The sequence below is a fragment of the Mangrovibacterium diazotrophicum genome (genome assembly GCF_003610535.1).
In the GTDB taxonomy this organism is placed as follows: domain Bacteria; phylum Bacteroidota; class Bacteroidia; order Bacteroidales; family Prolixibacteraceae; genus Mangrovibacterium; species Mangrovibacterium diazotrophicum.
In genome coordinates, this window is the sequence record NZ_RAPN01000001.1 from 444594 (window position 1) to 468713 (window position 24120).

16 protein-coding genes are annotated in these 24120 nt (G+C 41.1%); 8 read left to right on the forward strand and 8 right to left on the reverse strand.

Annotated features, from left to right (window positions below):
* The first annotated feature begins 8 nt into the window (after positions 1-8).
* From BC643_RS23470 to BC643_RS01920, 3 genes are read left to right on the forward strand one after another with little or no spacing between them, the layout of a single operon-like run.
* Positions 9-839, forward strand: a complete 831-nt coding sequence (locus tag BC643_RS23470; RefSeq protein WP_211337950.1) for a DNA-deoxyinosine glycosylase — start codon at positions 9-11, stop codon at positions 837-839.
* A gap of 29 nt (positions 840-868) precedes the next feature.
* Positions 869-2476 (forward strand): hypothetical protein, encoded by a 1608-nt coding sequence (locus BC643_RS01915; RefSeq protein ID WP_120271485.1) that lies wholly within the window; start codon positions 869-871, stop codon positions 2474-2476.
* Entirely contained in the window at positions 2473-5349 is a 2877-nt protein-coding gene (locus tag BC643_RS01920) for a phospholipase D-like domain-containing protein (protein ID WP_120271486.1), read from the forward strand. Before BC643_RS01915 ends, BC643_RS01920 begins: the two co-directional genes overlap by 4 nt.
* Positions 5350-6575: 1226 nt before the next feature.
* Here BC643_RS01920 and BC643_RS01930 read toward each other — a convergent pair.
* From BC643_RS01930 to mnmE, 7 genes are all read right to left on the reverse strand, one after another.
* Positions 6576-7979 (reverse strand): replicative DNA helicase, encoded by a 1404-nt coding sequence (locus BC643_RS01930; protein ID WP_120271488.1) that lies wholly within the window; start codon positions 7977-7979, stop codon positions 6576-6578.
* Positions 7976-8677 (reverse strand): hypothetical protein, encoded by a 702-nt coding sequence (locus BC643_RS01935; protein WP_120271489.1) that lies wholly within the window; start codon positions 8675-8677, stop codon positions 7976-7978. Before BC643_RS01935 ends, BC643_RS01930 begins: the two co-directional genes overlap by 4 nt.
* Before the next feature lie 228 nt (positions 8678-8905).
* Positions 8906-9364: a helix-turn-helix domain-containing protein gene (locus BC643_RS01940; protein WP_120271490.1), complete on the reverse strand. Its 459-nt coding sequence runs from the start codon at positions 9362-9364 to the stop codon at positions 8906-8908.
* Positions 9365-9486: 122 nt separating this feature from the next.
* Positions 9487-10398: a hypothetical protein gene (locus BC643_RS01945; protein ID WP_120271491.1), complete on the reverse strand. Its 912-nt coding sequence runs from the start codon at positions 10396-10398 to the stop codon at positions 9487-9489.
* 18 nt (positions 10399-10416) lie between these two features.
* Positions 10417-11640, reverse strand: coding sequence for a site-specific integrase (locus tag BC643_RS01950; RefSeq protein WP_120274100.1), 1224 nt, complete (start codon positions 11638-11640; stop codon positions 10417-10419).
* A gap of 53 nt (positions 11641-11693) precedes the next feature.
* Positions 11694-12047, reverse strand: coding sequence for a helix-turn-helix domain-containing protein (locus BC643_RS01955; protein WP_120271492.1), 354 nt, complete (start codon positions 12045-12047; stop codon positions 11694-11696).
* 236 nt (positions 12048-12283) lie between these two features.
* Positions 12284-13681, reverse strand: coding sequence for a tRNA uridine-5-carboxymethylaminomethyl(34) synthesis GTPase MnmE (gene mnmE, locus BC643_RS01960; protein ID WP_120271493.1), 1398 nt, complete (start codon positions 13679-13681; stop codon positions 12284-12286).
* Positions 13682-13971: 290 nt separating this feature from the next.
* Here mnmE and fabG point away from each other — a divergent pair, with 290 nt between their 5' ends.
* From fabG to BC643_RS01980, 4 genes are all read left to right on the forward strand, one after another.
* Positions 13972-14718, forward strand: a complete 747-nt coding sequence (gene fabG, locus BC643_RS01965; protein WP_120274101.1) for a 3-oxoacyl-[acyl-carrier-protein] reductase — start codon at positions 13972-13974, stop codon at positions 14716-14718.
* A 99-nt stretch (positions 14719-14817) separates the two neighbouring features.
* Entirely contained in the window at positions 14818-15696 is an 879-nt protein-coding gene (locus BC643_RS01970) for a PfkB family carbohydrate kinase (RefSeq protein ID WP_120271494.1), read from the forward strand.
* Between the two features lie 38 nt (positions 15697-15734).
* Positions 15735-17621 carry a SpoIIE family protein phosphatase gene (locus BC643_RS01975; protein WP_120271495.1) on the forward strand — a complete coding sequence of 629 codons (1887 nt, stop codon included), beginning with the start codon at positions 15735-15737 and terminating at the stop codon, positions 17619-17621.
* A gap of 183 nt (positions 17622-17804) precedes the next feature.
* Positions 17805-18770, forward strand: a complete 966-nt coding sequence (locus tag BC643_RS01980) for a mechanosensitive ion channel family protein (protein WP_245994838.1) — start codon at positions 17805-17807, stop codon at positions 18768-18770.
* Between the two features lie 21 nt (positions 18771-18791).
* On the opposite strand, the gene BC643_RS01985 is transcribed toward BC643_RS01980, so the two are convergent.
* Positions 18792-21308 carry an ATP-dependent Clp protease ATP-binding subunit gene (locus tag BC643_RS01985; protein ID WP_120274102.1) on the reverse strand — a complete coding sequence of 839 codons (2517 nt, stop codon included), beginning with the start codon at positions 21306-21308 and terminating at the stop codon, positions 18792-18794.
* Positions 21309-21586: 278 nt separating this feature from the next.
* Between BC643_RS01985 and gyrA the strand changes: the two genes are divergently transcribed.
* Complete coding sequence (gene gyrA, locus BC643_RS01990; protein WP_120271497.1) at positions 21587-24085, forward strand: DNA gyrase subunit A; 2499 nt, start codon at positions 21587-21589, stop codon at positions 24083-24085.
* Positions 24086-24120 lie beyond the last annotated feature (35 nt).

The window sequence follows — 24120 nt, forward strand, 5'->3', positions numbered from 1 at the left end:
GAAAACTTATGGGAACCATTATAAGAAACCGGACCATTCGACCATCATCGCGATTGGAAAGCTCAAAAAACTATAAAATCGACACCAAAGTTGTTGGCGCAATTGATACTCTAAGGGTAAACATCGACCATGAATCTGACTCTTTTTTGAAAAGCTACTGGTTTCATGGCAAGGATGTTGCCTATCGGAACAGCATCAGTTTCCGGGTTACTGATTATGGACCACGGATTGACATCAGTTGGAGTGGTGCTCAGCCCTATAAAGAAGAACAGAACACAAGGCAGAAACAGAGTGTTGACAAATTACTGGTTGATTTGGACGCAATAAACAGGAAAATGAAAGTTCCGACCGAGGGCATTGTTTATAGCCTAGATCCTGTTGTCGATGACAAATCGAAGATCCTGATTCTGGGGACTATGCCAGGTGAAGAATCGCTGCGTCAACAGGCCTACTACGCACATCCGCGCAACTTATTTTGGAAATTAATTGAAGCCGTCATTGGCGAAAGTTTACCAGGTGATTACGAAGAAAAGAAAAGCTTTTTATTGCATCATGGAATCGCTTTGTGGGATGTTTGTCATTCATGCGAACGACAGGGAAGCCTTGACACAGATATCTCAGACGAATTGCCTAATGATATAGCAAACTTTATTGTCAATTACCCTAATGTTACAACAATTGGATTGAACGGCAAAAAAGCTGCTCAACTCTTTGGGAAATATATTGGATCAATTCAAGGTATTAAGCTTTTCGCTCTTCCTTCTAGTAGCCCAGCTAATGCAAGTATTCCTTGGGAAGAAAAACGCGATAGCTGGTTGAGACTAAAACAATACCTCTGAGTGGCAAAAACTAATCTATCTGAATCGTCATGCCTACAAAAATCTTAGAAAAAAACCAGAGCCGAGTACCCTTCCTTGGCGACAGATTGAGTTTTATTCACGGGCTTGATCCGTTGGGTTTGCAGAATCCATCAGTCCAGTTGTACGGTAATATGCTGCCGGGCTTAAACAATGTTACCAATCGGATTCGGTATTACAGTTTTTACTGCTGGCTGTTGGGAGAGTTTGCCAGAACTATTCGCAGTAAAAATCCCGCTGAGCAAAAGCAATTTATTCGGCGCGCTGAATTTCTCGTTGCCCTTACTGCGGTAAAAGCCGAAATGCAAGGGATTCCTGGAAGCAGTTATTCATATCAACGGATGTTAGAAAATCCAGGTGTTTTCGACTTGAAAACCGGAACGTACAATAAGGACGGATCGACGGACAAAACCTACTGGAAATATTCATTCGGTATCTTCGGTCAGTATTATGTGGGCTCGTTGCGTCAGATGGGATTAATTGATGAACCGACTGACGAAAACGGCGTGTTTATCGGAATTTATCGGCGGACACTGCAAGATAAGCAAGCAGGCATTTCGGGGGAAGAGTTGGGAAACGCATTCGGTGAAAATATTCGACCTGAAACACATGCTCTTTTCCTGAATTGTATCAATGAAGGAAGTGTATCTCAACAGCAGTTGGATATGCTTTTACCCGACTTCAATATGTTATTAATCGATCCAACAACGGAAGAATGGCGTCTTTTAACAATGCTTCTTGAATCTTCCGACAAGCCTCTGGTAGAGGGCGAAGATTCACGTAGTATGCGTCGCGACACGATCAAGCGATTTCTTCGTTTCGTTTTGGAAAATAAGCCAGAGCGTTTGGTACAAGATTTTACAAACTTTGCCTACCGGAAGCAAGGATACCGAAAAGGAACAGTTGATCTTTGCATGACTGGTTGGTACTATTATGCATTGAACGAATATTGGCAAATAGCATGTACTGCAATTCTTAACGGCGGTCTCAATTATTTGGAGGAAAATGTCGGACCAGGCTGGATGGCTCTTCCCGATTTTATAAAGAAAACGGGCGAAGCGGTTTTGAAGTTACTTGTTAATTTAAAACTAGCAGAGAATAAGGAGCAAACCGTATCAGATATGATCAGTAATATAGAGGAAGGCGAAGCTAATCTTCAGCAACTTTTGATACGGGAAAAATCGATTGGCAGGATTGCTTATTCGTTTATTCTGGTCTGGAAGCTATACCAAACGAATAGATTGCAGTTAGACCGTTTGATGGAGTTTACCAGAGACGGTCATTTTGTCGACGGAGAAGATGTTTTAAGTTACTTCCTTAGGTTTAAAAAATTCCTCGACTATCCGCTGGGGCATTTCATTGAAGAATTTCTGTTGGTCAAAGTGATCTATCGACATCATTTTGTTGCCTTCAGGAAAATGGGTAGTGGAAATCAATCGACACAAAAATTTATCCTCGAAAACAACCATATTCGTTTAATTGACAATTTCAGTCCAATCAATACAAGCCCGCGGATCGGTAGCTTAATAAATTTCCTGACAGACCTTGATTTTTTAAATCATGCAAATGAAGTAACACCTCGCGGGATATCCCTGCTTGAAAAATTGGAAGCACTATGATAGACAGACAAAATATCCTTGACCTGATAGGACGCTATGCGAATCGCTACACTTCTTGTGTTATCACCTGTTTTTCATTTGACTTCACCTTTTTTGAAGAAAGGGTAATGACTATACTTCGGACAGCGAACATAAAGAATGTGAACGTATTTATTGATGGTAAATTTCTGGAACAGACACAGGAAATGACAGCAGGCTATGAGTTTAGCAACCATCGTACATACAGTATTAACCCAATTTATGAAACCGGAGTGTTTCATCCGAAGATTATGATGCTAACAGGTCCCAAGCATGGACTGTTAGTCATTGGCTCCGGCAATCTCACAACATCGGGGTTAAGCACTAATGATGAGATTTGGGGAGCTTTTCATCTGGACTCACCGTTAGGTCCTAATGCTTCGATTTTTGCAAATGTTTGGTATTACCTTCAATCTTATTTAGCTCAGGCGAAAGGCTTTAACCAGCAAAAAATAGATTGGATAAAGAAGTGGTCGCCTTGGTTGGAAGAAATTAAATCTCCGGTGACAAATGACTTTGTTCCTATTGACAACAATCAATCAGTTAAGTTTGTAGCCAATCAGGGATCAGCTAACAGCTATACCGAGCTACAACAAAGCTTGCCTAGTCAAACGATAGAAAGATTAACAGTCGTATCCCCATATTTCGATGAAAAAGGGCAATTGCTGGAACAGCTCGATAGTCGCTTTGAAATAAAAACATTCAACTGTTTGACCGACCCATCGGCAGGTATTCTACCTTATCGAATGTCGGAAAAGTTGCGGGAAAGACTAGTATTTTATGATTGGACCAAATTAATCAAGGACTTTGACGATACTGTGAACCGATTGCATGCCAAGATAATTCATTTTCAGTATGCAGACGGTTTGGAATACATGTATTTAGGCAGTGCGAATGCAACACTCGCTGGGTTCGGATATCAATCAAACAAAGCCGCAAATGCAGAAGCTGGGGTATTGATTAAACGGGAAAATGGGAAAAGCTATTTGTCAGAACTCGGGATTCAACTCACGAACAATGCTAAAATCGTGATACCAACAACAAAGGGCGTCCATAGAGGGGAAGGTGATGCGCTGGAAGCTCTGTCATTTGATAACAGAATAGTATACGCCGAAATAAATGGAAGCAAAATTCATTTATACCTGAAACAAGTTTCCAAGCAGCAGTTCAATTTATGTGTTGAAGACAATTTGTTTGAGGTAAAGGAGAGCTTTACACTTGATGCCGGAAGTCTAGAGTACAAGATTGAATTGAAAACAGACTGCAAGGCCAGGCGGGTATACCTGACGCTCGATGATAAAAGGGTCTCAAATTACGCGTTGTTGCACAACGTTGTTTTACAAGCCAAATGTAACCCCGATCCCAGTCAGGCCAAACTGAATGAGATAGTAGCCGGGATACTAAATGATTCTGACGAGGCATTGCTTGCTGACTTATTAAGTCATGCCGATTATCAGTGGATTGACGGTGATGGATACGAGGGGACAAGCATTTCGCGTGGGAGTTCAAACGCAAAGATTGTAGTTGAAAGAGAAAAGGTATACGCGCCTATTACCGAGGATGAATTTAATCAGTTGGAGTCGTTGCAGGCGCGGCATGCCGAGATTTTAAATAGTCCTTCAGTACAAATTGCAGAAGTTCTGAATCTGGTATCGCGGGGGTTGATTAATAAAGAGGTCAAGGTGCACGATAGTGCTGAAGAAATGTTGGCAAATATCGATATAGACGAGCAGGATGGTGTAGAAATTGAATTAGACAGAAGAATCGACGATCGTGCACAACATGAAAAAGAATGCAGGGCTATCTATCGACATCTGGATAAAATTGATAAGCTCTTCGAAAATGGGCTTAAACGCTTTTACAAAACAGGTATTTATAAAGATACGCCCGAAGATCCGGTAAATCATAAGGTATTATCCAATGTTTCAACATTTATCGATCTTTTGTATTTGTGCTACAATAAATATTACGAAACAACTAATACGATCTTTAAGATACGGTTCAAACGAGAGTTTGCAGAACAAATAAAGGCGATTGAAAGTCAGTACGGCCTGGTTTCCACGGAGCAGCTAGACAGAGACGATATCAATGTCAAATTTTACAAGGTAGACTCGGATCTATTTCCAAAAGTTCTGAAAGCGCTTAATGATGTAGATGCTGATCTGTTTATTCATGACGAAGAATATGCAACCTCATCCGACAAAGTATTTTATATTGAAGAGGGCGTCCTTTCGGGGGATGATTCTTGGGGTTTAAAATACTATATAGTCGATACCCTTGCACACTTTATCCTGCATTCAAATTCGAGAGCGGGGTTTAAAAAGTACTCCTACGATTTGGCTAACGAGCGAATGAATAGATTTAGAAAGGACATTTGTGAAAAAGCGATTTTCTTGTTAGGCAATGTTAGTTGGAGGCAAAAGGACGAACATTTGCTGCAAATTCTTGTCCTGGATTTACTTCATTTTGTGTACCCAGAAGCAATAACCGCGGATAACATGATCGATCTTTTTCAGGATATTCATTCGTTTTACGATAACCCAAGGTATATGGGTAAAAAGCTTAAAAGTCAATTGACAAGGATGTTGAATGAATATGTACCAGCCTACATGCAGTGGCGTGCAAAGTATGACTCGAACCGAGATCAGCTGTTTACGGATAAAAATGATGTGGGATTGGGAGACTTTATTTTTAGCAGCAATATTGGTTTTACTCGTCTACGTAATCGTTATCCTTCAAAACTAATGTTAGAAAAGCCCGGTTTTGAATGGGACCAACAAATGAATACTTATTGTATGCCAATTGAATATGCTACAACAAAGATTGTGGCGTTTACTGAAAGACAAACTCGTTGATTTAAGGTGTTCCAATAATGTGAGCAACACGTTAATTGACTGATGATTTGAGGTGTAAAAAGATCAAGAAGATTCATTTTTTTTTTCGAACCCGATTCTTTGAACACTTATAGGTTCATAATCATTTTTTGTTAGTTGTCAGGTTGTATAAGCATCAGTATCGATAATAACGCTTAAAGGTCAGAAAATAAAATAGGCTTGAATTTAACAGAAATGGTGTTAAATTCGAAAGTCCAAATAACAACGCAATACCAATGCCCAACTATCAAACCATTATGTTGCCACTTTTGAAAGCCGCATGAGATGGTAACCGATAGCCAAATCAACACCGTCTACTTATCCAACCTATGGGCGGAAGAGAACCTTTGGTAATTCGCATCAAGTTGTACCTATGATGCAAGCTGGATCGCCGAATATGGAGGGGTATTGAACTTTGCCTGCTGGACCATGAATGAATAAAAGTCAAGGATGAAATTGATCTAGGGGTAGGTGACGATCTTTTACTTAGCCTGTTGCTACCTGGTTCATTTCATTTTTCGCTGGATTTGTGCGCAACTTGTTCTTTTGGTCCCTCAGCTATATTTCATTTTCACCCACAAAAATCCGGTTCAGAGTCTTTTGGGGATTCATGTTCACAGGAGGATGCACTACTGACAACGAACTGATTAAATACGTCAATATTTAACGCAATAACAGGCCAAATGCAAATATGCAACTATCTATATTTCAAATCACTACATGTAAAAGAACACATTACAACGCAAATTCTACACTTCGCGGTCAGTGACCACAAAACTGTCCAAAATCAAGAAGAAGGAACCAAAATATTTCAAACACCAACTCAAAAACGACACATAGCCAAAAACAGCAAAACATTGAATGTGAGACACTTGCAAGAGAGCGCAATATTTCACTATTTCATTCAAATTCTAAAAATATAGTGCTATAAATCTTGTATAATCACTTTGTGACCAACATTGGCCTCCGAGTACTACCATTTTAAACAGCAAATAAATGCCATATAAACCTCGTTAAGTGCTATTTGCGTCAATAATTGACGATTTTTTGTTTTTGAAATTACAGTACATTAATGCTGACGAATAAGTGATTTTACGGCAATACAAATCATTTTACTCGAGTAAACTTTGTCTAAGACAAGAATTCTACATGTATTTATCCTCAATGTGTAAGCACCTATAAATTTTTTAAATGGTTAGTTAGGTTAATTAAAACTCTAAATCTTTCTTTTGCGCTGGTAATTCATAATCTGGCAAGTAGTCATAGAAAGAAGTAGTTTCCTTGTTAAACTTCAGAAGAAAAGAGCCAGTTCCAATATTGCGCCCTTTCTCGATAAGGCATTCCGCTAACCCGAAAGTTAGAATACCTTTGTGTGGTTCATCAAATTCGTTTATTTCGTATGTTTCAGGCCTCCAAACGGTCATTACAACATCCGCAGCTTCTTCAATCTGACCAGAACCTCTCAAGCGGCTTTTGGTTGGCCTGTGATTCCCGTTAGTTGTTCTGCTCAGCTGAGATATCGCAATAACAGATATTCCTAAATCCTTTGCTGCATTTTTGAGTCTGCGGGCTATCTCCGCAATCTGAGCTTCATCACTCTTATTTTTTAGTCCAGACCCGACCAATTGCAAGTAATCAACAACTGCAAGGTTAATCCCGTATTTCATCTTTAACCGTCTCATAGAGGTGCAAATCTGGTCGATGCTTGAAGTACTGCTTTCATCAAAGAAAACTGGCAATGTTTTTATAATTCGCGTCGTTATGGAAACCCTATTAATTTCAGATGGCGATAACTTTTGAGTCAGAATCCTTTTTGACGAAATTCCGGTCTCCTGGGCTACTAACCGTGCCACCAACTGAATTTTATCCATCTCCAAGGAATAAATTGCAGCTCTGGCCTTGTAGTTCATGACTGCGTTTTTAGTAATTGTAAGCGCGAGCGATGTTTTACCTTGTGAACTTTCCCCCGCGATGACTAAGAGATCAGTCTTTTGTAAACCACCGGAAAACTTATCGAACTTATAGAATCCAGTACCGATACCCGACAAACCGGTGTTCGCTTGATTCCAGGTAATTCGTTTTTCAAGACCGTCAACTCCCTCTGAGATCGTTGTTTCGTTGCTTTTACCTGTTTCCTGAATTACAACCAATTCACTTACAGTTTCGTTTACAAGGTCATCTACATCAAGCGTGTCATCATATGCCTTTATTTGTATTTCCGACGAAATCCGGATCATCTCACGTTGTATAAACTTTTGGGCGATAATCCGGGCATGAAATTCAATGTGTGCAGCTGATACAACTTTAGAAGTAAGCTTAGTAATCACCAAGGGACCTCCAATCTCGTCAAGTAAACCACGATTTCGAAGCTCCTGAGTCACCATCAACAAATCGATTGGTTTATTGCTTTGCGAAAGACTTTTGATTATTTCGAAAATTTGTTGATGCTGCAATTTATAAAAGCTTCTTGTATCAATGATTTCGGCTATGCTGATGTAGGCGTCCTGTTCAAGCATTAATGCACCCAATACGGCTTCTTCTACTTCAACAGCTTGAGGCGGAATCTTTCCAAAGACTTCATTAATCTCTTCTATAGTACTTCGAGGTTTCATATGGCGTCAAGTTTTAGTCTTGGTTCCTGATAGTTGGGCGTTTGGCATTTGGGATTAGTTTTTTCTGGCCTCATTCTGGCTATCCATCCAGAAACGGCCTTTTCCCATCTGGTCATCTTATTTTTGCCAACCATCCAGTTTTTAGACGAATAGAAGGCTTCAAATTTTTCTGCTTCTTGCGATGCGTTTAACGTAAATCCCTTTTCTTCAATCTTTGTAGCAAAACATTTTTGAATTTCCAGAAGTGAGGGCGGTGAAAAACAGATAGTTTTTCCCTCTCTTTTATTTTTTTCATTCTTGTCCTTCTTGTTAGAGGTTATATTCGGGTACCCTTTCGGTGGAGTTTCCGGTACTGTTTCAGTTTCCGATTCCTGGTATTTGCGCCAATTCCTCACTGTTAGTAGGTGTTTCCTTCGGTTTCCACTGCCCAATATTTCTCGTACTATCATACCTTCAGTTTCTAGTAATTCAAAGAATTTTACAGTAGTCTTTTTTGAGCATCCAAATAGTGAAGTCCACTGTTCTATGGATCTGAATGATTGACCGGGATTGCATATGTGTAATTCAAGTCCTACCGTGAATTTCGAGGCAGAGTGATTTACATTAAGGAGTATTATTACCCACCATTTAAACTGTTTATCATCCTTGAAGATCCAGTGATTCTGAATTTCTCGATATAGACTTATCCACCCCGCCATTTTAATAGATTTTGATATATTTCTCAATCAGATATGGGCGACGAGTTATTTTTTTGATAAGTCCTTCTATATAAGCTTCAGTTCCAATAACAGATGAACAGTAGTTACCAACTGCCACTTTTTCTGCTGGCTTTACATCCATTGACTCTTTGTATGCCAAGCCAGTATCCAAATTGAAACAAAGACAATACTTGCTAGAGGTCCGCCTTTCGTTTTTTACACTCATGATTAGTCCTCTTGCTTAGCTTGTAAGTATGCCGTAGCCTTCGCATCGATTTCAGCGTTTGAAAGTCTCTTCCCGGCCTTCAAATATTCTTTTAACTCTTGTTTCGAAAAGTATAGCCGCTTTGATCGCTTCATGTGAGGCAATTCGCCCCGGCTTACTTTAGAATACAACGTGGGCTTAGTAATCTTTAAAAATTCGGATGCTTGGTCGGTATCAAGTAATTCATCGGGTAGGGTATCCTGCGTCTGTTGCAGTAGTTCTAGAACTAAGTTCAGTCGTTTCTCATTTTCTTGAGCTTTATAAAGTATCAATTCTACAGCACTGGGAAGATTATCGTGAGAAATGCCCAGTCTCGGTGTGTTGAATTGACTCTCCTGTTGAAGATAAAAAAGACTTCTGTGTTGTCGTTCTTCTGGAGATCCAATTTGCGGTTGGGGTAGTGAAGAGAATGATTTTTTCATTGTGAAGTATATTTTAATTTAATACTTCGACAATGATATTGAATGGTTAATACCACAATCAACCCCCTAGTAACCTTAGGGGGTTACTAGGGGGTTTGTTTATTTTGAAACGCTTTATTTTTTTAATACCTGCTGTAATTTCCTTTGTGTCGTAGCCAGCTACAGAGTCTTTCATCCTTTGGAGGTTCTCCCTTGCTTTTCGTCAAGCAGTCATGAACACTTGACTTATTGAATGGTCGGATTTCTTTTTTATCACCTTTCTTGTACAAATAGGTGAAATTAGAACAAAGCCATTTATTTATTTCAGTAAAATTACCAATCAGAAATCCATTGTATTTGGCCCGCTTGAATAGTTCAACAAACTTGTTCTGGTTGGATGGAAATAAGATAGGAGAAGCCAATATATTTCCATTTAAAGCGGATTGTAGTTCTTTATGGTGATTAGGGAAGAATCCTTTTAACTCATCGTAGATACGACTATTAAATTCATCATCTGGGAATACGATCTGTTTTATTGATGTATTTTTTTGGTGTCCTTTTGAAATCGAAGATGGAGTATTAATCTTATTTTCAGACACAGGAGATGCACTAATTCCGAAGGTCTCGGCCGATATTCCAGACTCTTCAGATTTAAGTAATTTATTTAGTTCGTCAGTGTCAATATCTTTTTTTTCAATCTCATAATTATTTGATTTTTTATGTGTTATATTAAATAACTGTCCTAGATATTTCATTGAAAAAAAGTAAGAACGATCATCACAACTCCATAGCGCTTTCAATAACCAATGTAGTATAAGCTCGTAATCGCTAGCACCATAAAGTCCACTAACTGTTGTGCAAGAATATGTTTTCTCAAAGACTATTACTAAACTTTCGGTTTTCCTTTTTGAACTTCGAATTGCAGAAAACTTGTTGATGTAATCTTTTATTACAGTCAAAATTGTATCTGTCTGTTGTTCGGAAAAACCATAATCATCGATACAGTTAATTCTAATATCCTCTTCCGTGAAAAGAATGTATTCCAATGGTTTCATGTGAATGGTTTGAATGTTCTATAGATCCAGTTTGATTTTATCTGCTGCCTGCTGCTTTGCCTCGTCCATAATTTTCGCGTAAACCTGTGTCGTTTTAAGGTTCTTGTGCCCTAACATTTTAGAAACAGTATAAATATCAGTTCCTTTGCTTAGCTGGAGGGTCGCGTATGTATGGCGAAAGCAATGGAAAGTAATGTCCTTAGTGATACCGGCGGCTCCAATCCATTGAAACAGGTGTTTGTTTTGATAGGCCGAATAAGTTAGTCCATCGAATACTTTTATTCCCGGATCACTCGGTTCACCCATAAACGAAACTGCTTGTTCCGATATAGGCAAAACTTCGCTGCCTTTAGTTTTCTTCTGGGTAAACTTCAAAATATAACGACCTTCATATTTCTCAACTTCACCCCAGGTAAGCTTTTGAATATCTGAAAAACGTAATCCAGTAAGAGCAGAGAACAAGGCAGCGCGTTTCAATAATTCGTTATTGCAAGGTGTTTTAACGAGCTTATTTAATTCCTCAATTGATAGGTACTCTCGCCTTGTATCCCTTTCTTTTATGCTACTTATTTTTCCGTTGAAGTCTGTTTGTATAATGCCATCTTTGAAGGCTTGACGAATTCCTGCTTTTATTTTGTTGAAATATGCTGCAGCGGAGTTTTGTGATAGGGTCGATTTATCGCTCCTGCTACTTTTGGATGTTAGTAAGTGGTCTTTCAGCCCTTCAAAAAACTGCTCCGATAAGTCAGCAAATTTTATACTTCCATTAGTGTAGCTTTCTAAATATTTAAGGGCGGACATCCAACTATCATAATTTGAATTGTTTCGTCTTTCTGCCATGGCCCGAAAGTACGCTACAAAACATCTTTCGCCTAGATCCTTCTTCCTTAGTTGCTCCCGTTCGTAGTCATTGTATATCTCGGGTTTATTTAACTCGTTCTCCCGCTTTTGACGTATTGCTTCAGCCAATTTTAGGGTGTCAGTATTTCCGACTCTATCAAGCGGTGTCAAGGTTTTCAGACTTTTGTAAAGCTTAATTAATTGTATGGTATCTTTACCTTCCGTTTTCCTTTTGTCGATCTCCCTTTTAACTTCAGCCTTATCAGTTAAAATATACATGTTTAAAAACTGCCTCCGGGTTGCTTTCCCATTCCGAACAATAGCCGGATAAAAGTCTAGATAAAGGCTTTTACGCCCGTCAGAAATATTCTTTTGCCGTAATGAGACTTTGATTCCTGTCATATCCTTTGCTTTTAAAATATTAAGAACGTGATCTTTAAAAAAAAGGCCTTCTATCAAGTCAATAAGCTATCGATGTCAGTTCTTTTTATCCGTGTCAATCGTTCCCCGAGGTTGGTAGCTTTTATCTGTCCAGTCTCCACTAAGCGATAAACGGTACGAACAGAACAGCCTAATAGATCAGACACTTCTTTAACGCTTAAAAAGTCTTTCGCTTTCAATTCTTCAATCGGTCGGTTTATTATCTGTTGGGTTTCAGTGTTTGACTGCTTAATCTTTTCCGCACGTTGTCGGGCTTTGTAAAACATTTTTGAGCAATGGTCAGAACAACATTTTGTGACTGTTGTCCGGGCGGTAAATTCCTTTCCGCAATGCTGACAAATCCGTTGTACTTGAATTTTTGATGTCATTAGATAGCCTTTAATGTTATTAAAGCGAAATAAGTGTAATTAAGTGCCATAATTTCCCCTAAAACAAGGCTGATTTTGTACCTCAGCCTTCTAGGTACAACAAAGGTACAAATCGGCACAAAATAAACTAATAACATTACAAAAAACCACAAAATAAAATTCAACAAAAAAAGCCCTTTAAATTAGGGCTTTTAGTGAGTTATATAATGTTTTTGTATTTGCTTATTTTGTTGCAGTTACTTTCCGATACAGAAATTCTTAAAGATATGTCCCAATACTTCGTCATTGGATATTTCACCGGTTATTTCACCGAGATAGTGCAGACACTCGCGGATATCCTGAGCCAGGAAGTCGCCGCTAATGCCGTTATTCAACCCGTCAATAACGCGAACAACTGCCTCGTGAGCATTTGTCAGCGCTTCGAAATGGCGAATATTTGAAACGATGACATCAGCACCTTCGGCTTGTTGCAGGTTGGCGCTTTCTTTCAGCAGATCGATCAGACTATCCAGGTTTTGCTGCTGCTTCGCCGAAATGAATACGACATTTTCGTTGTCGGCAAGATCAATTTCAGAGAGCATTTCCCCGATTTTATCGCGCCCAGCCAAATCGGCTTTATTACCAACGATAATCAACTCCTGATCGTTGACGCGCTCGCGAATCTTCTCAATCCGTTGTTGGATCAAGTCCATCGGATTCGTCAAATCAGTAACTAACAATACAATCTCAGCCTGCTCCAACTTGCTGTAACTGCGTTCGATCCCAAGGTTTTCAATCTGGTCGGTTGTTTCGCGAATACCGGCCGTATCGAAGAAACGGAAGGCTGTTCCATCAATATTAATCACGTCTTCAATAACGTCGCGGGTGGTACCGTGAATATCCGAAACAATCGCTTTCTCTTCCTTCAACAACGCATTAAGTAAGGTAGACTTGCCAACATTGGTCTCGCCAACAATGGCAACCGGAACACCATTTTTCAAGACATTACCCAGTTTGAATGAATTAGCCAACTTGGCTAACAATTCTTCAATTTCTGTGGTTAACCGAACCAATTCCTTGCGATCGGCAAACTCCACATCTTCCTCGCTGAAGTCAAGCTCCAGTTCAACCATCGCAATGAAATGCAAAAGCTGGCCACGCAACTTGCTGATTTCCTTCGAGAAACCGCCGCGCATCTGTTTCAGTGCCATTTTATGGTTGGAAGCGTTGCTGGAGAAAATCAGGTCTGCTACCGCTTCAGCCTGCGAAAGGTCCATTTTGCCATTCAAAAAAGCACGTTGGGTAAATTCGCCGGGACGAGCCATTCGCGCGCCGTGCTTGATCAACACTTGCAACAATCGCTGTTGAATGTAAACCGAACCGTGGCAGCCAATTTCAATGATATCTTCACCTGTAAACGAATGCGGCGCGCGGAACAACGACATCACAACTTCATCAATAATCTCGGCACCTTCGCTGATCGTTCCGTAGTGTAACGTGTTCGCCTTTTGGTTGGCTAGCTTCTTCGACCTGTTGGTTGATTGGAAAACCGCCTCAGCTATGTCAATAGCCTTCTCACCCGACAATCGAATGGTTGCGATGGCTCCCATGCCGGGAGAAGTTGCAATAGCACAAATAGTAGCTTGATCCAGCATATTTCTTATTTTCTGCAAAAGTATTGAAATCTTTAAAGAACACCCAAGTCTGACTTAGAAACTGTAAAAACAGCTCAGAGCTGTAAATGATTAAAACTTTTTAGTCAAAGATTCTACAAACCTGAACGTCTTTGCCGCAAGCTTTTCAAAAAGTCGCAGAGTTTTATATCAAGCTATCGGCAAAGCACTATATTTGTTCCGCTAAATTAATATTGGGGCAGATGCAGCCGGAGCGTGAAGTCAAACCGGCGAGCAAAATTTTTAAACCAATAAATAAACAGTTACAAAAGATGAAATTACTTGAAGGTAAAACAGCTATCGTAACCGGTGCGTCAAGAGGTATCGGTAAAGCTATTGCTATGAAATTTGCCGAAGAAGGCTGTAATATCGCGTTCACTGACTTGTTTGAAAACGAGGCTATGAAAGCAACAGAAGCCGAACTGGCTGCTTTAGGTGTAAAAGCTAAAGGTTATGCTTCAAACGCTGCAAATTTTGCTGAAACGGACGAAGTAGTTAATAAAATCGTAGAAGATTTCGGTCGTATCGATGCATTGGTGAACAACGCCGGTATCACAAAAGATACGCTGTTGATGCGTATGACAGAAGACCAATGGGACGCTGTTATCAACGTGAACCTGAAATCAGTTTTCAACTTTACAAAAGCAGCTCAAAAAGTGATGTTGAAACAACGCAGTGGTTCAATCATCAACCTGAGTTCTGTTGTTGGTGTTAGCGGTAATGCCGGCCAATCAAACTACTCAGCTTCAAAAGCGGGTATCCTTGGTTTCACCAAATCAATCGCTAAAGAGCTTGGTTCTCGCGGCATTCGCAGTAACGCGATCGCTCCTGGTTTCATCATCACCGAAATGACAGGTGCTATTCCGGAAGACGCTCGTAAAGCATGGGAAGCAAACATCCCGATGAAACGCGGTGGCACGCCGGAAGAAGTTGCTAAAGTTGCTTTGTTCCTTGCATCTGATCTTTCATCGTATGTAAGCGGACAAACGATCAACGTTTGCGGCGCAATGAATACTTAATGAATTGTTAGCATACAGCATAAAAAAAGCCGGGATGAATTTCATCCCGGCTTTTTCTTTTATATTTAACGTTAAACCAAACAAACAAAGCAAAGAACCATGCCCGACGTTCTTTTTGCCGGTTTGACGACAATCGATATTCAATATTTTGTCGATCAATTTCCGGGATCAAATCAGAAAATAAAATCTGCATCTCCGGCAATCTTAGTTGGAGGCCCTGCTGCAAATGCAGCTGCAGCTTATGCTTTCTTAAAGGGCAACGCTACTATTCTTACAGCAATTGGAAGAAATCCCTTTCGAAAAACAATTCTGAAGGACTTCGGATCTTTGAACATTGGTGCAATCGATTTCATTGAAGATGAGGAACAAGAAGCTGTTTTGGCAACTGTTATCACCAGTTCGAACGGAGACAGAGCTATTGTATCTCATCATCCGGACGATCATTCGGCTCGGTCGATCGACTTCGGAAACTTTCTGGAGCAACTTAATCCCTCAATTATAATGATTGATGGATTTTATCCTACGATGACGCTGGAGCTTTGCCAGGAAGCCAAAAGGCGAGAGGTGACCGTTGTTTTTGACGGAGGGAGTTGGAAAACGCATCTGGATGAGCTGATTCCATTGCTGGATATCGTAATTTGTTCGGCTGATTTTATGCCCCCGGGATGCTCTACTCATTCCGAAGTAATTGATTTTTTCCAAGCTCATGGTATAAAACGAATAGCCATCAGCAGAGGTGAACATTCGATTTTATTTAGCGAAGAGGGCGATATCAAAGAGATTCCCGTCGGTAAACGATTGGTTATAGATTCTCTCGGAGCTGGAGATTTCCTGCACGGAGCCTTTTGCTACTACTGGCACAAAGGACTTGATTTTGAAGCAAGCTTGCGGGCTTCAAGTGAATTTGCATCGGCAACCTGCAGCTATAAAGGCACCAGGACATGTTTTAGTGAACTCATTCAAAGTGAGTTCGTTTAAATATTTTTTCATAATTTGTGTTGACTTAACCTTGTGAAATGAATAACAGAAGTATCATCTTCCAATTGAGTTTCTACATTTTGGTTACTGTAACTGTTACAGTTGCTATTGGGGTTTACCTGAACTATAATTTCAGCAGGCGAATTCTGATGCAGAAAATTGAAGAGAATGCGATTTATCAGTCCGATAAAGTCACCAATAAGATAGCGCACTACGTTGTTACGGCACAAGAAGTGACCCGGAATGTCAGCGCTCAGCTTCCTTATTATGACGAGAATGGGAAACTGGAAGAGTTTTTGACCAATGTTCTCAAAATGAACCGGATACTTTCCGGATTTCGGCTGGAATTGAAAGGAGATGACGGAAAACGGTACATTGCTATTTTTGCCAAAAGTGAGAAGGAGTTTTTGGTTTTGCATGATGAAAAGTACTGTCAATTTCCAAATTTCGTCGAAATCAAAAGCATTGTAGCCAAGCAGACCGAAGGACTTTGGTCCGATCCTTTTTATTGTCCGCTGGATACCAGCCTTCTTGTCACGAGTTTCACTGAAGCTGTTCGGAATTCCGACGGAACTGTGGTCGGATATTTATCGGGACAAATCAACCTGAACTTCCTCGCCAAACTCGTTGCCGGTATCGATATCGAAAAAGGTGGGCTTTCCTTCATTTTAAGTAAAGACGGAACATTCCTGACACACCCGAATCCAACATGGGTGATGAAAAAAAATATCTATGATATTCCTGAAAAAATCTTCCCAAAAAAACGAGCAGAATATGAAGGCATGATGCGATCGCACCAGGAAGGGTCTGGTTTCGCGTTCCCTGAATTCTTCGGGTACGAAAAAGCCTGGTTTCATTTTTCACCTGTTCCTTACACTTATTGGACCGTTGTTATTATTGTTCCGGCAAACAAACTCTTCCTGGAGTTGGATAGTTTACTTCGAAATGTCATACTGCTGTCTACCTTGGGTTTAATCGCTGTACTTCTAATCATTGTTTACATTATGCGGAAGATGCTTTCTCCCTTGTCAACAATTGCGAAGTCAATCAAACGTTTAAGTACTGGCGATATTCGCGTCGGCGACCAGAGGAACGAAATACAAATGCTTTCGTCGAGCTTAAACGAATTGCAGGCCCGATACACGAAATATGTAAACGAACAAAATCAAAGTAAAAAAGACCGCCGGAAGATTGAGAAAGATCTGAAATCAGCTAAAGAAATTCAAACGGCGATCATCCCTGCTGAATTTAATCCGGGCCGAAAGATGGCTGTGATAGACTTGTATGCCCTGCTGGATCCAGCGGAAACCATTGGAGGCGACCTTTATGACTATTTCTTTGTCGACTCAACCCACCTGCTGTTTACCATGGGAGACGTATCAGGTAAAGGAATTCCCGCTGCCCTGTTTATGGCCGTTGCCAGCACCCTTATCAAGGGTAAATCGACCAGTTTGTCAGCACACGAAATTGTGGAGCATGTGAACAACGAACTTAGCTTACAGAATGCGAATCAGAACTTTTTAACTCTTTTCCTCGGAATCCTGGATATAGAGACCGGCGAGTTTAGTTACTGCAATGCTGCTCATAATTACCCATACATTTTAACAGCTTCGGGCGAAGTGCGCACATTGGATAAAACTCACGGCCTTCCGGTTGGGGTTTATTCATCGAAAGCATACGCCGGGGATACCGGCTATCTGAAGGCTGGCGATCGTATCGTTCTGTATACCGATGGAGTGACTGACTGCCGTGACGAAAGTGGCGAGTTCTTTGGAAACAGCAATTTAGCCCAAACGATCAAGACAATACCTGATTTCTCGGCGAAGGAATCAACACTTTACATTTTCGATCGTTTAAAAGAATTCAGGGGAGAAGCTGACCAATCAGACGACATTAGTTTGATGGTTATCCGCTACAAAGGATAGATGTTCGATGGCCAAAAACTGATTTCTCGCAAGCTTACTAAATCTATACCCGACTTTTGTGTATTAACTCATTAAAGAAAGGAAGAGTAAAACATGGATGAATATCAAAGTGTATTAATAGGCCTAGCCAGTATTCTTATCGGAATCATTTTAGCGAGCTTGGTAATTCGACAGTTATTGAAGATGATCAGAAACGAAACTCAGGAAGTTATTTGGAAGAAAATTCTGCGAAGGTTGAGTCTACCAATGAGTTTCATCATCATTCTAAGTGTGGTTTCGGTCGCAATTCCTTCCGGCTTTTTTGACGATCTGCCCATCAACGCCCATATTATTCAGTCCATCATTTTCAACATCCTTATTTGCTGGCTTTTGATTGCCGCAATTAAAAGTATGCGCCTGATTGTTTTGGCCAAATACGATATCAAATCCGAAAACAACCTGAAAGCTCGGAAAATTCAAACACAAATGGTTGTAATTGAAAGGATTTTAATTGTCATGGTGTTGCTGTTCGCTTTTGCGGTCTCGCTGCTAAGTTTTCCGAAAATCAGGCAGGTGGGGATGAGTTTATTAGCCAGTGCGGGTATTGCCGGTATAATCATCGGTTTTGCAGCGCAACGAAGTATTGCCCTGTTCCTTGCCGGTTTTCAAATTGCATTTACCCAACCAATTCGTTTGGATGATGTGGTGATTGTTGAAGGTGAGTGGGGGTGGATTGAAGAAATTACACTAACCTATGTTGTGGTTAGAATTTGGGACAAGAGAAGACTAATCGTTCCAATCACTTATTTCATCGACCGCCCGTTTCAAAACTGGACCCGAACAACCTCTGAAATTTTGGGAACGGTTTTCATTTATGTTGATTATGGGTTCCCGGTTGATGCGATGCGTGAAGAACTCACCCGAATCCTGGAGAATGCAAAAGAATGGGATGGACAGGTGAATGTGTTGCAGGTAACCGACGCCAAGGAACTGACCATGGAAATTCGCGCATTGGTGAGTGCCGCAAATTCTCCGGCATCGTGGGATCTTCGCGTAAAAGTGCGGGAAGAATTAATCAAATTTGTTCAGGAGAAATACCCACAGCATTTGCCACGAACCCGAGTTGTGTTACCCGACCCAATAGATGCAAAAAATAAAAAGCCAGTTTAAAAACCGGCTTTTCTTATTCTGTTATGCCTTTTCGGCAGTACCTAAGATCTTGACTTTTATCTTTTCGTTTTTCTTATCGAATCCGATCGAAACGGTGTCGCCTTCAGTTAATGAAGCCCGGATGATGACTTCCGCCATCTCGTCTTCCAGGTATTTCTGAATAGCGCGTTTCAACGGACGTGCACCGTACTGAGAGTCGTATCCTTTTTCGGCGATAAACTCTTTGGCTGCTCTCGAAATTTTCAACTTGTAATTCAAAGAAGCAACACGGTCGTACAATCCACGCAATTCGATATCGATAATTTTGAAGATATCTTCTTTCGAAAGTGTGTTGAACATGATCACATCATCGATCCGGTTCAGGAACTCAGGAGCAAACGCACGCTTTAACGCTTTTTCAATCACGTATTTCGCATGGTCAGTTTCTTCCGCTGCTGTTTTTGGAGCTGTGAAACCAATACCACTACCGAACTCCTTCAATTGGCGTGAGCCAATATTCGAAGTCATGATGATGATCGTGTTTTTAAAATCGATATTACGTCCCAAGCTGTCGGTCAAACGACCTTCGTCCAACACCTGCAACATCAGGTGGAACACATCAGGGTGTGCTTTTTCAATTTCATCCAACAGAACCACTGAGTAAGGTTTACGACGAACTTTTTCAGTCAACTGGCCACCTTCTTCGTAACCAATGTATCCCGGAGGCGCTCCAACCAATCTCGAAACGGAGAATTTCTCCATGTATTCGCTCATGTCAATCCGGATCAACGAATCAACACTGTCGAACAAATATTTCGCGATTACTTTCGCTAACTGCGTTTTACCAACACCGGTTGGTCCAAGGAAGATGAACGTACCAATTGGTTTGTTCGGATCTTTTAAGCCGGCTCGGTTACGTTGGATGGCTTTCACAATTTTCTGAATTGCGTCATCCTGACCAACAACAGAACCTTTTAGTTTTTCGCCCATGTTCATCAGGCGCTTGCCTTCAGCTTGAGCAATCCGTTGAACCGGTACACCTGACATCATGGCAACAACTTCGGCCACTTTGTCTTCGGTTACCACTTCGCGGTGGCTCAGCAACTCTTTTTCCCAAGCTTCTTTTTCCTGGTCAAGCAATTGCAACAAGTTCTTTTCCTTATCCCGGAAACCAGCAGCAAGTTCGAAATTCTGGCTTTTTACAGCTTTGATTTTTTCTTCGCGGGTTGTCTCAATTTTTTGTTCCAGTTTCACAATGCGATCCGGAACATTAATATTCGAGATATGAACGCGGGAGCCTGCTTCATCCAACGCGTCAATCGCTTTATCCGGCAAGAAACGATCGGTGATGTAACGAGTCGTCAACTTCACACACGCTTCAATTGCTTCAGGCGTATAAATTACGTTGTGGTGATCTTCGTAACGTTCTTTGATGTTATTCAGAATCTGAACAGTTTCGTCGTCCGAAGTCGGCTCAACCATCACTTTCTGGAAACGTCTTTCCAACGCACCATCTTTCTCGATTTGTTGGCGGTATTCGTCCAGGGTAGTTGCACCAATACATTGAATTTCGCCACGGGCGAGGGCAGGTTTTAGCATGTTGGCCGCATCCAGCGAACCAGTAGCACCACCGGCACCTACAATGGTGTGAATCTCGTCGATAAACAAGATCACGTTATTTACTTTTGAAAGCTCATTCAAAATAGCTTTCATTCTTTCTTCAAACTGACCGCGGTATTTTGTTCCGGCTACAATCGAAGCAATATCCAGGCTCACCACGCGCTTATCAAAAAGCACGCGAGAAACTTTTTTCTGGATGATGCGAAGAGCAAGCCCTTCGGCAATTGCAGACTTACCAACACCTGGTTCACCGATCAGGATCGGGTTGTTCTTTTTACGTCGCGACAGAATCTGAGCTAAACGTTCAATTTCTTTTTCGCGTCCAACAATCGGATCTAAACTGTTTTCTTCGGCTGCCTTTGTGATGTCAACACCAAAATTATCCAGCACGGGAGTTTCAGACTTTGTGGAGCCCGGTTTCTTTTGAGAACCGGAAGTCGGAGATTTTGAGAACGGATCATCAGCTTCTTCGTCTTCCTCACCACCATATTCCGATTTCGCCTCCGGTTGTTTATAGTCTTCCAACCGGGACTTTAAAATATAGTAATTGATGTGGTACTCGTTTAAGATCGTTGAAATCTGACTATCCTTATCCTTAAGGATCGCCAGTAACAGATGTCCTGTGCTGATGGTTTGGCTGTTAAGCGCACGAGCTTCCAAATAAACCAGTTTCAGAGCTTTCTCTGCCGACTTTAAGAGTTGTACCGAAGCTTGCGGATCGATTTCTTTATCGGTCCGAAGTTCGTTTTCAACTGCAATTTTAATTTCAGACAAATTAATTCCTAAACCAGTCAAAATGTCAATCGCAATTCCTTCACCATCTCTCAAAATTCCCAGAAATATATGCTCCAATCCAATTTGCTCATTTCCCAAACGAATCGCCTCTTCGCGACTGTAGGAAAGTACATCTTTTATTCTTGGAGAGAATTGAGAATCCATATGCATTAAAGTTATCTTGTTATGGTTTTTCTGTAACAAAAATCAATCCGAAAAGGTTGTTTCGAATCTTTCTGTAAAAATAGCATTTATAGCTTTAAATTTACACAAAAGGCATGACACGCGGCTTTCGGACTTATTGATTTTTTAAACATCGTGTTGTTGAAATTTAATTCGCATTAAGCTATTAAAAAGCGGTGAATGCCGGCAGTATTAACAGTATTTTTTTATTTTTGTAAGTCGTTTTTTTTACAAGTAAAAATCTTTGAAAGGAGCATTAAATGACTGAAGGCGAAAGAATTATTAAGATTAATATCGAAGAGCAGATGAAAACTGCCTACATCGATTATTCGATGTCGGTAATTGTTTCCAGAGCTCTGCCTGATGTACGCGATGGATTAAAACCTGTCCACCGCCGTGTTTTATTCGGAATGAGTGAGTTAGGCATTCTATCCAATAGACCGTATAAAAAATCAGCCAGGATTGTTGGTGAGGTTTTAGGTAAGTATCACCCGCATGGCGATTCTTCAGTATACATGACCATGGTGCGTATGGCGCAGGAATGGTCGCTGCGCTACCCCCTGGTAGACGGGCAAGGAAACTACGGGTCGATCGACGGTGACAGTCCTGCAGCGATGCGTTACACCGAGGCCCGGATGGCAAAAATCGCAGAAGAAACATTAAGTGATATTGAAAAGAATACCGTTGATTTTCAGCCGAACTTCGACGAATCGTTAAGTGAGCCAACAGTTTTACCAACTCGTATTCCAAACTTGTTGGTGAACGGAGCATCAGGTATTGCGGTAGGTATGGCGACAAACATGCCGCCTCATAACTTGTCCGATACAATTGATGCCATTACGGCATACATTGACAATAAGGAGATTGAGATTACCGAGCTTATACCGATCATTAAAGCACCCGATTTCCCGACCGGTGGTATCATCTACGGTTATAAAGGAGTGGAAGAGGCCTTTGAAACAGGCCGTGGCCGTATCGTTATTCGCGGTAAAGCGCATATCGAAACACATGGTGCCGGACGCGAGCGCATTGTGGTAACTGAAATTCCTTACATGGTCAACAAAGCAGAGTTGATCATGAAAATTGCGGAGTTGGTTAACGAGAAAAAAATTGAAGGTATTTCAAACGTTAACGATGAGTCAGACCGCGAAGGTATGCGTATCGTTATCGACGTTAAGAAAGACGAAATTTCGAATGTCGTTCTTAATAAATTGTACAAATACACGCAGTTACAGACATCGTTCAGCGTAAACAACATTGCCTTGGTGAAGGGACGTCCTCGTCTGCTTAACCTGAAGGATCTGATTCACTATTTTGTAGAGCATCGCCACGATGTTGTGGTTCGCCGTACACAGTATGAATTGGAACAAGCTGAAAAAAGAGCACACATCCTGGAAGGTCTGATTATTGCATCAGATAATATCGATGAAGTAATCGCGATCATCCGCGGCTCGAAAACGCCGGATGAAGCTCGTGAAAGTTTGATTGCTCGTTTCAACCTGTCTGAAATTCAGGCTCGTGCAATTGTTGAAATGCGTCTTCGTCAGTTGACTGGTCTGGAGCAAGATAAGCTTCACCAAGAATATGAAGATATTGTTAAGTTTATTGAACGTTGCCGCGAGATACTCGCAAACGAGGATTTGCGGATGCAAATCATCAAGGATGAGCTGATCGCCATTAAAGAACAGTATGGTGACGAGCGCAAAACCGAGATTGTTCCGAATGCGGAAGAATTCAACCCGGAAGATTTTTATGCAGATGAAGAGATGGTAATCACCATTTCACACTTGGGTTATATCAAGCGTACACCGCTGACTGAATTCAAAACACAGGGAAGGGGTGGAGTTGGTTCCAAAGGAAGCAACACTCGTGATGAAGACTTCCTGGAGCACCTGTTTGTTGCCACCATGCACAACACCTTGTTACTGTTCACCGAAAAAGGTAAGTGTTTCTGGTTGAAAGTTTATGAAATACCAGAAGGAACAAAAACGAGCAAAGGCCGCGCTATTCAGAACCTTCTGAATATTGAACAGGACGATAAAGTACTGGCATACATCAATGTAAAAACACTGAGCGACGAAGAATACATCAACAATAACTTCATTATTCTATGTACTCAGAAAGGTATTATTAAGAAGACGTCGCTCGAAGCTTATTCACGTCCTCGTCAGAATGGTATCAACGCGATTACCGTTCGCGAAGAAGACCATTTGCTGGAAGCGCGCCTGACCAACGGTAATCACGAGATCATGATTGCAGTGAAGTCTGGTAAGGCTATTCGTTTCCACGAAAGCATTGTTCGCGCTATCGGCCGGACAGCTTCCGGAGTACGTGGTATCACACTGGGCAGCGAGAGCGATCAGGTCATTGGCATGATATCTGTTGAAAACCAGTCGGAAGATGTATTGGTTGTTTCAGAAAAAGGTTACGGAAAGCGCTCGACCATTGAAGATTATCGCGTAACGAACCGCGGTGGTAAAGGTGTTAAAACAATCAATGTGACCGAAAAAACGGGCGAATTGATAGCACTGAAGAGCGTTTCTGATAACAACGACCTGATGATTATTACTCAGAATGGAATCACCATTCGTCTGCCGATTTCCGAAGTTCGGGTAATGGGCCGTGCAACGCAGGGGGTTCGATTAATTAACCTGCGCGGCGAAGATGCCATTGCATCGGTAGCACGTGTTGAATTCGAAGACAATGGTGAGGAAATCGAGAACCAGGAGAATTCAGAAGCTTCTGAAAATGAAGATTAAAGAATAACAATGCATTTGCGTGCATGACATTAAAG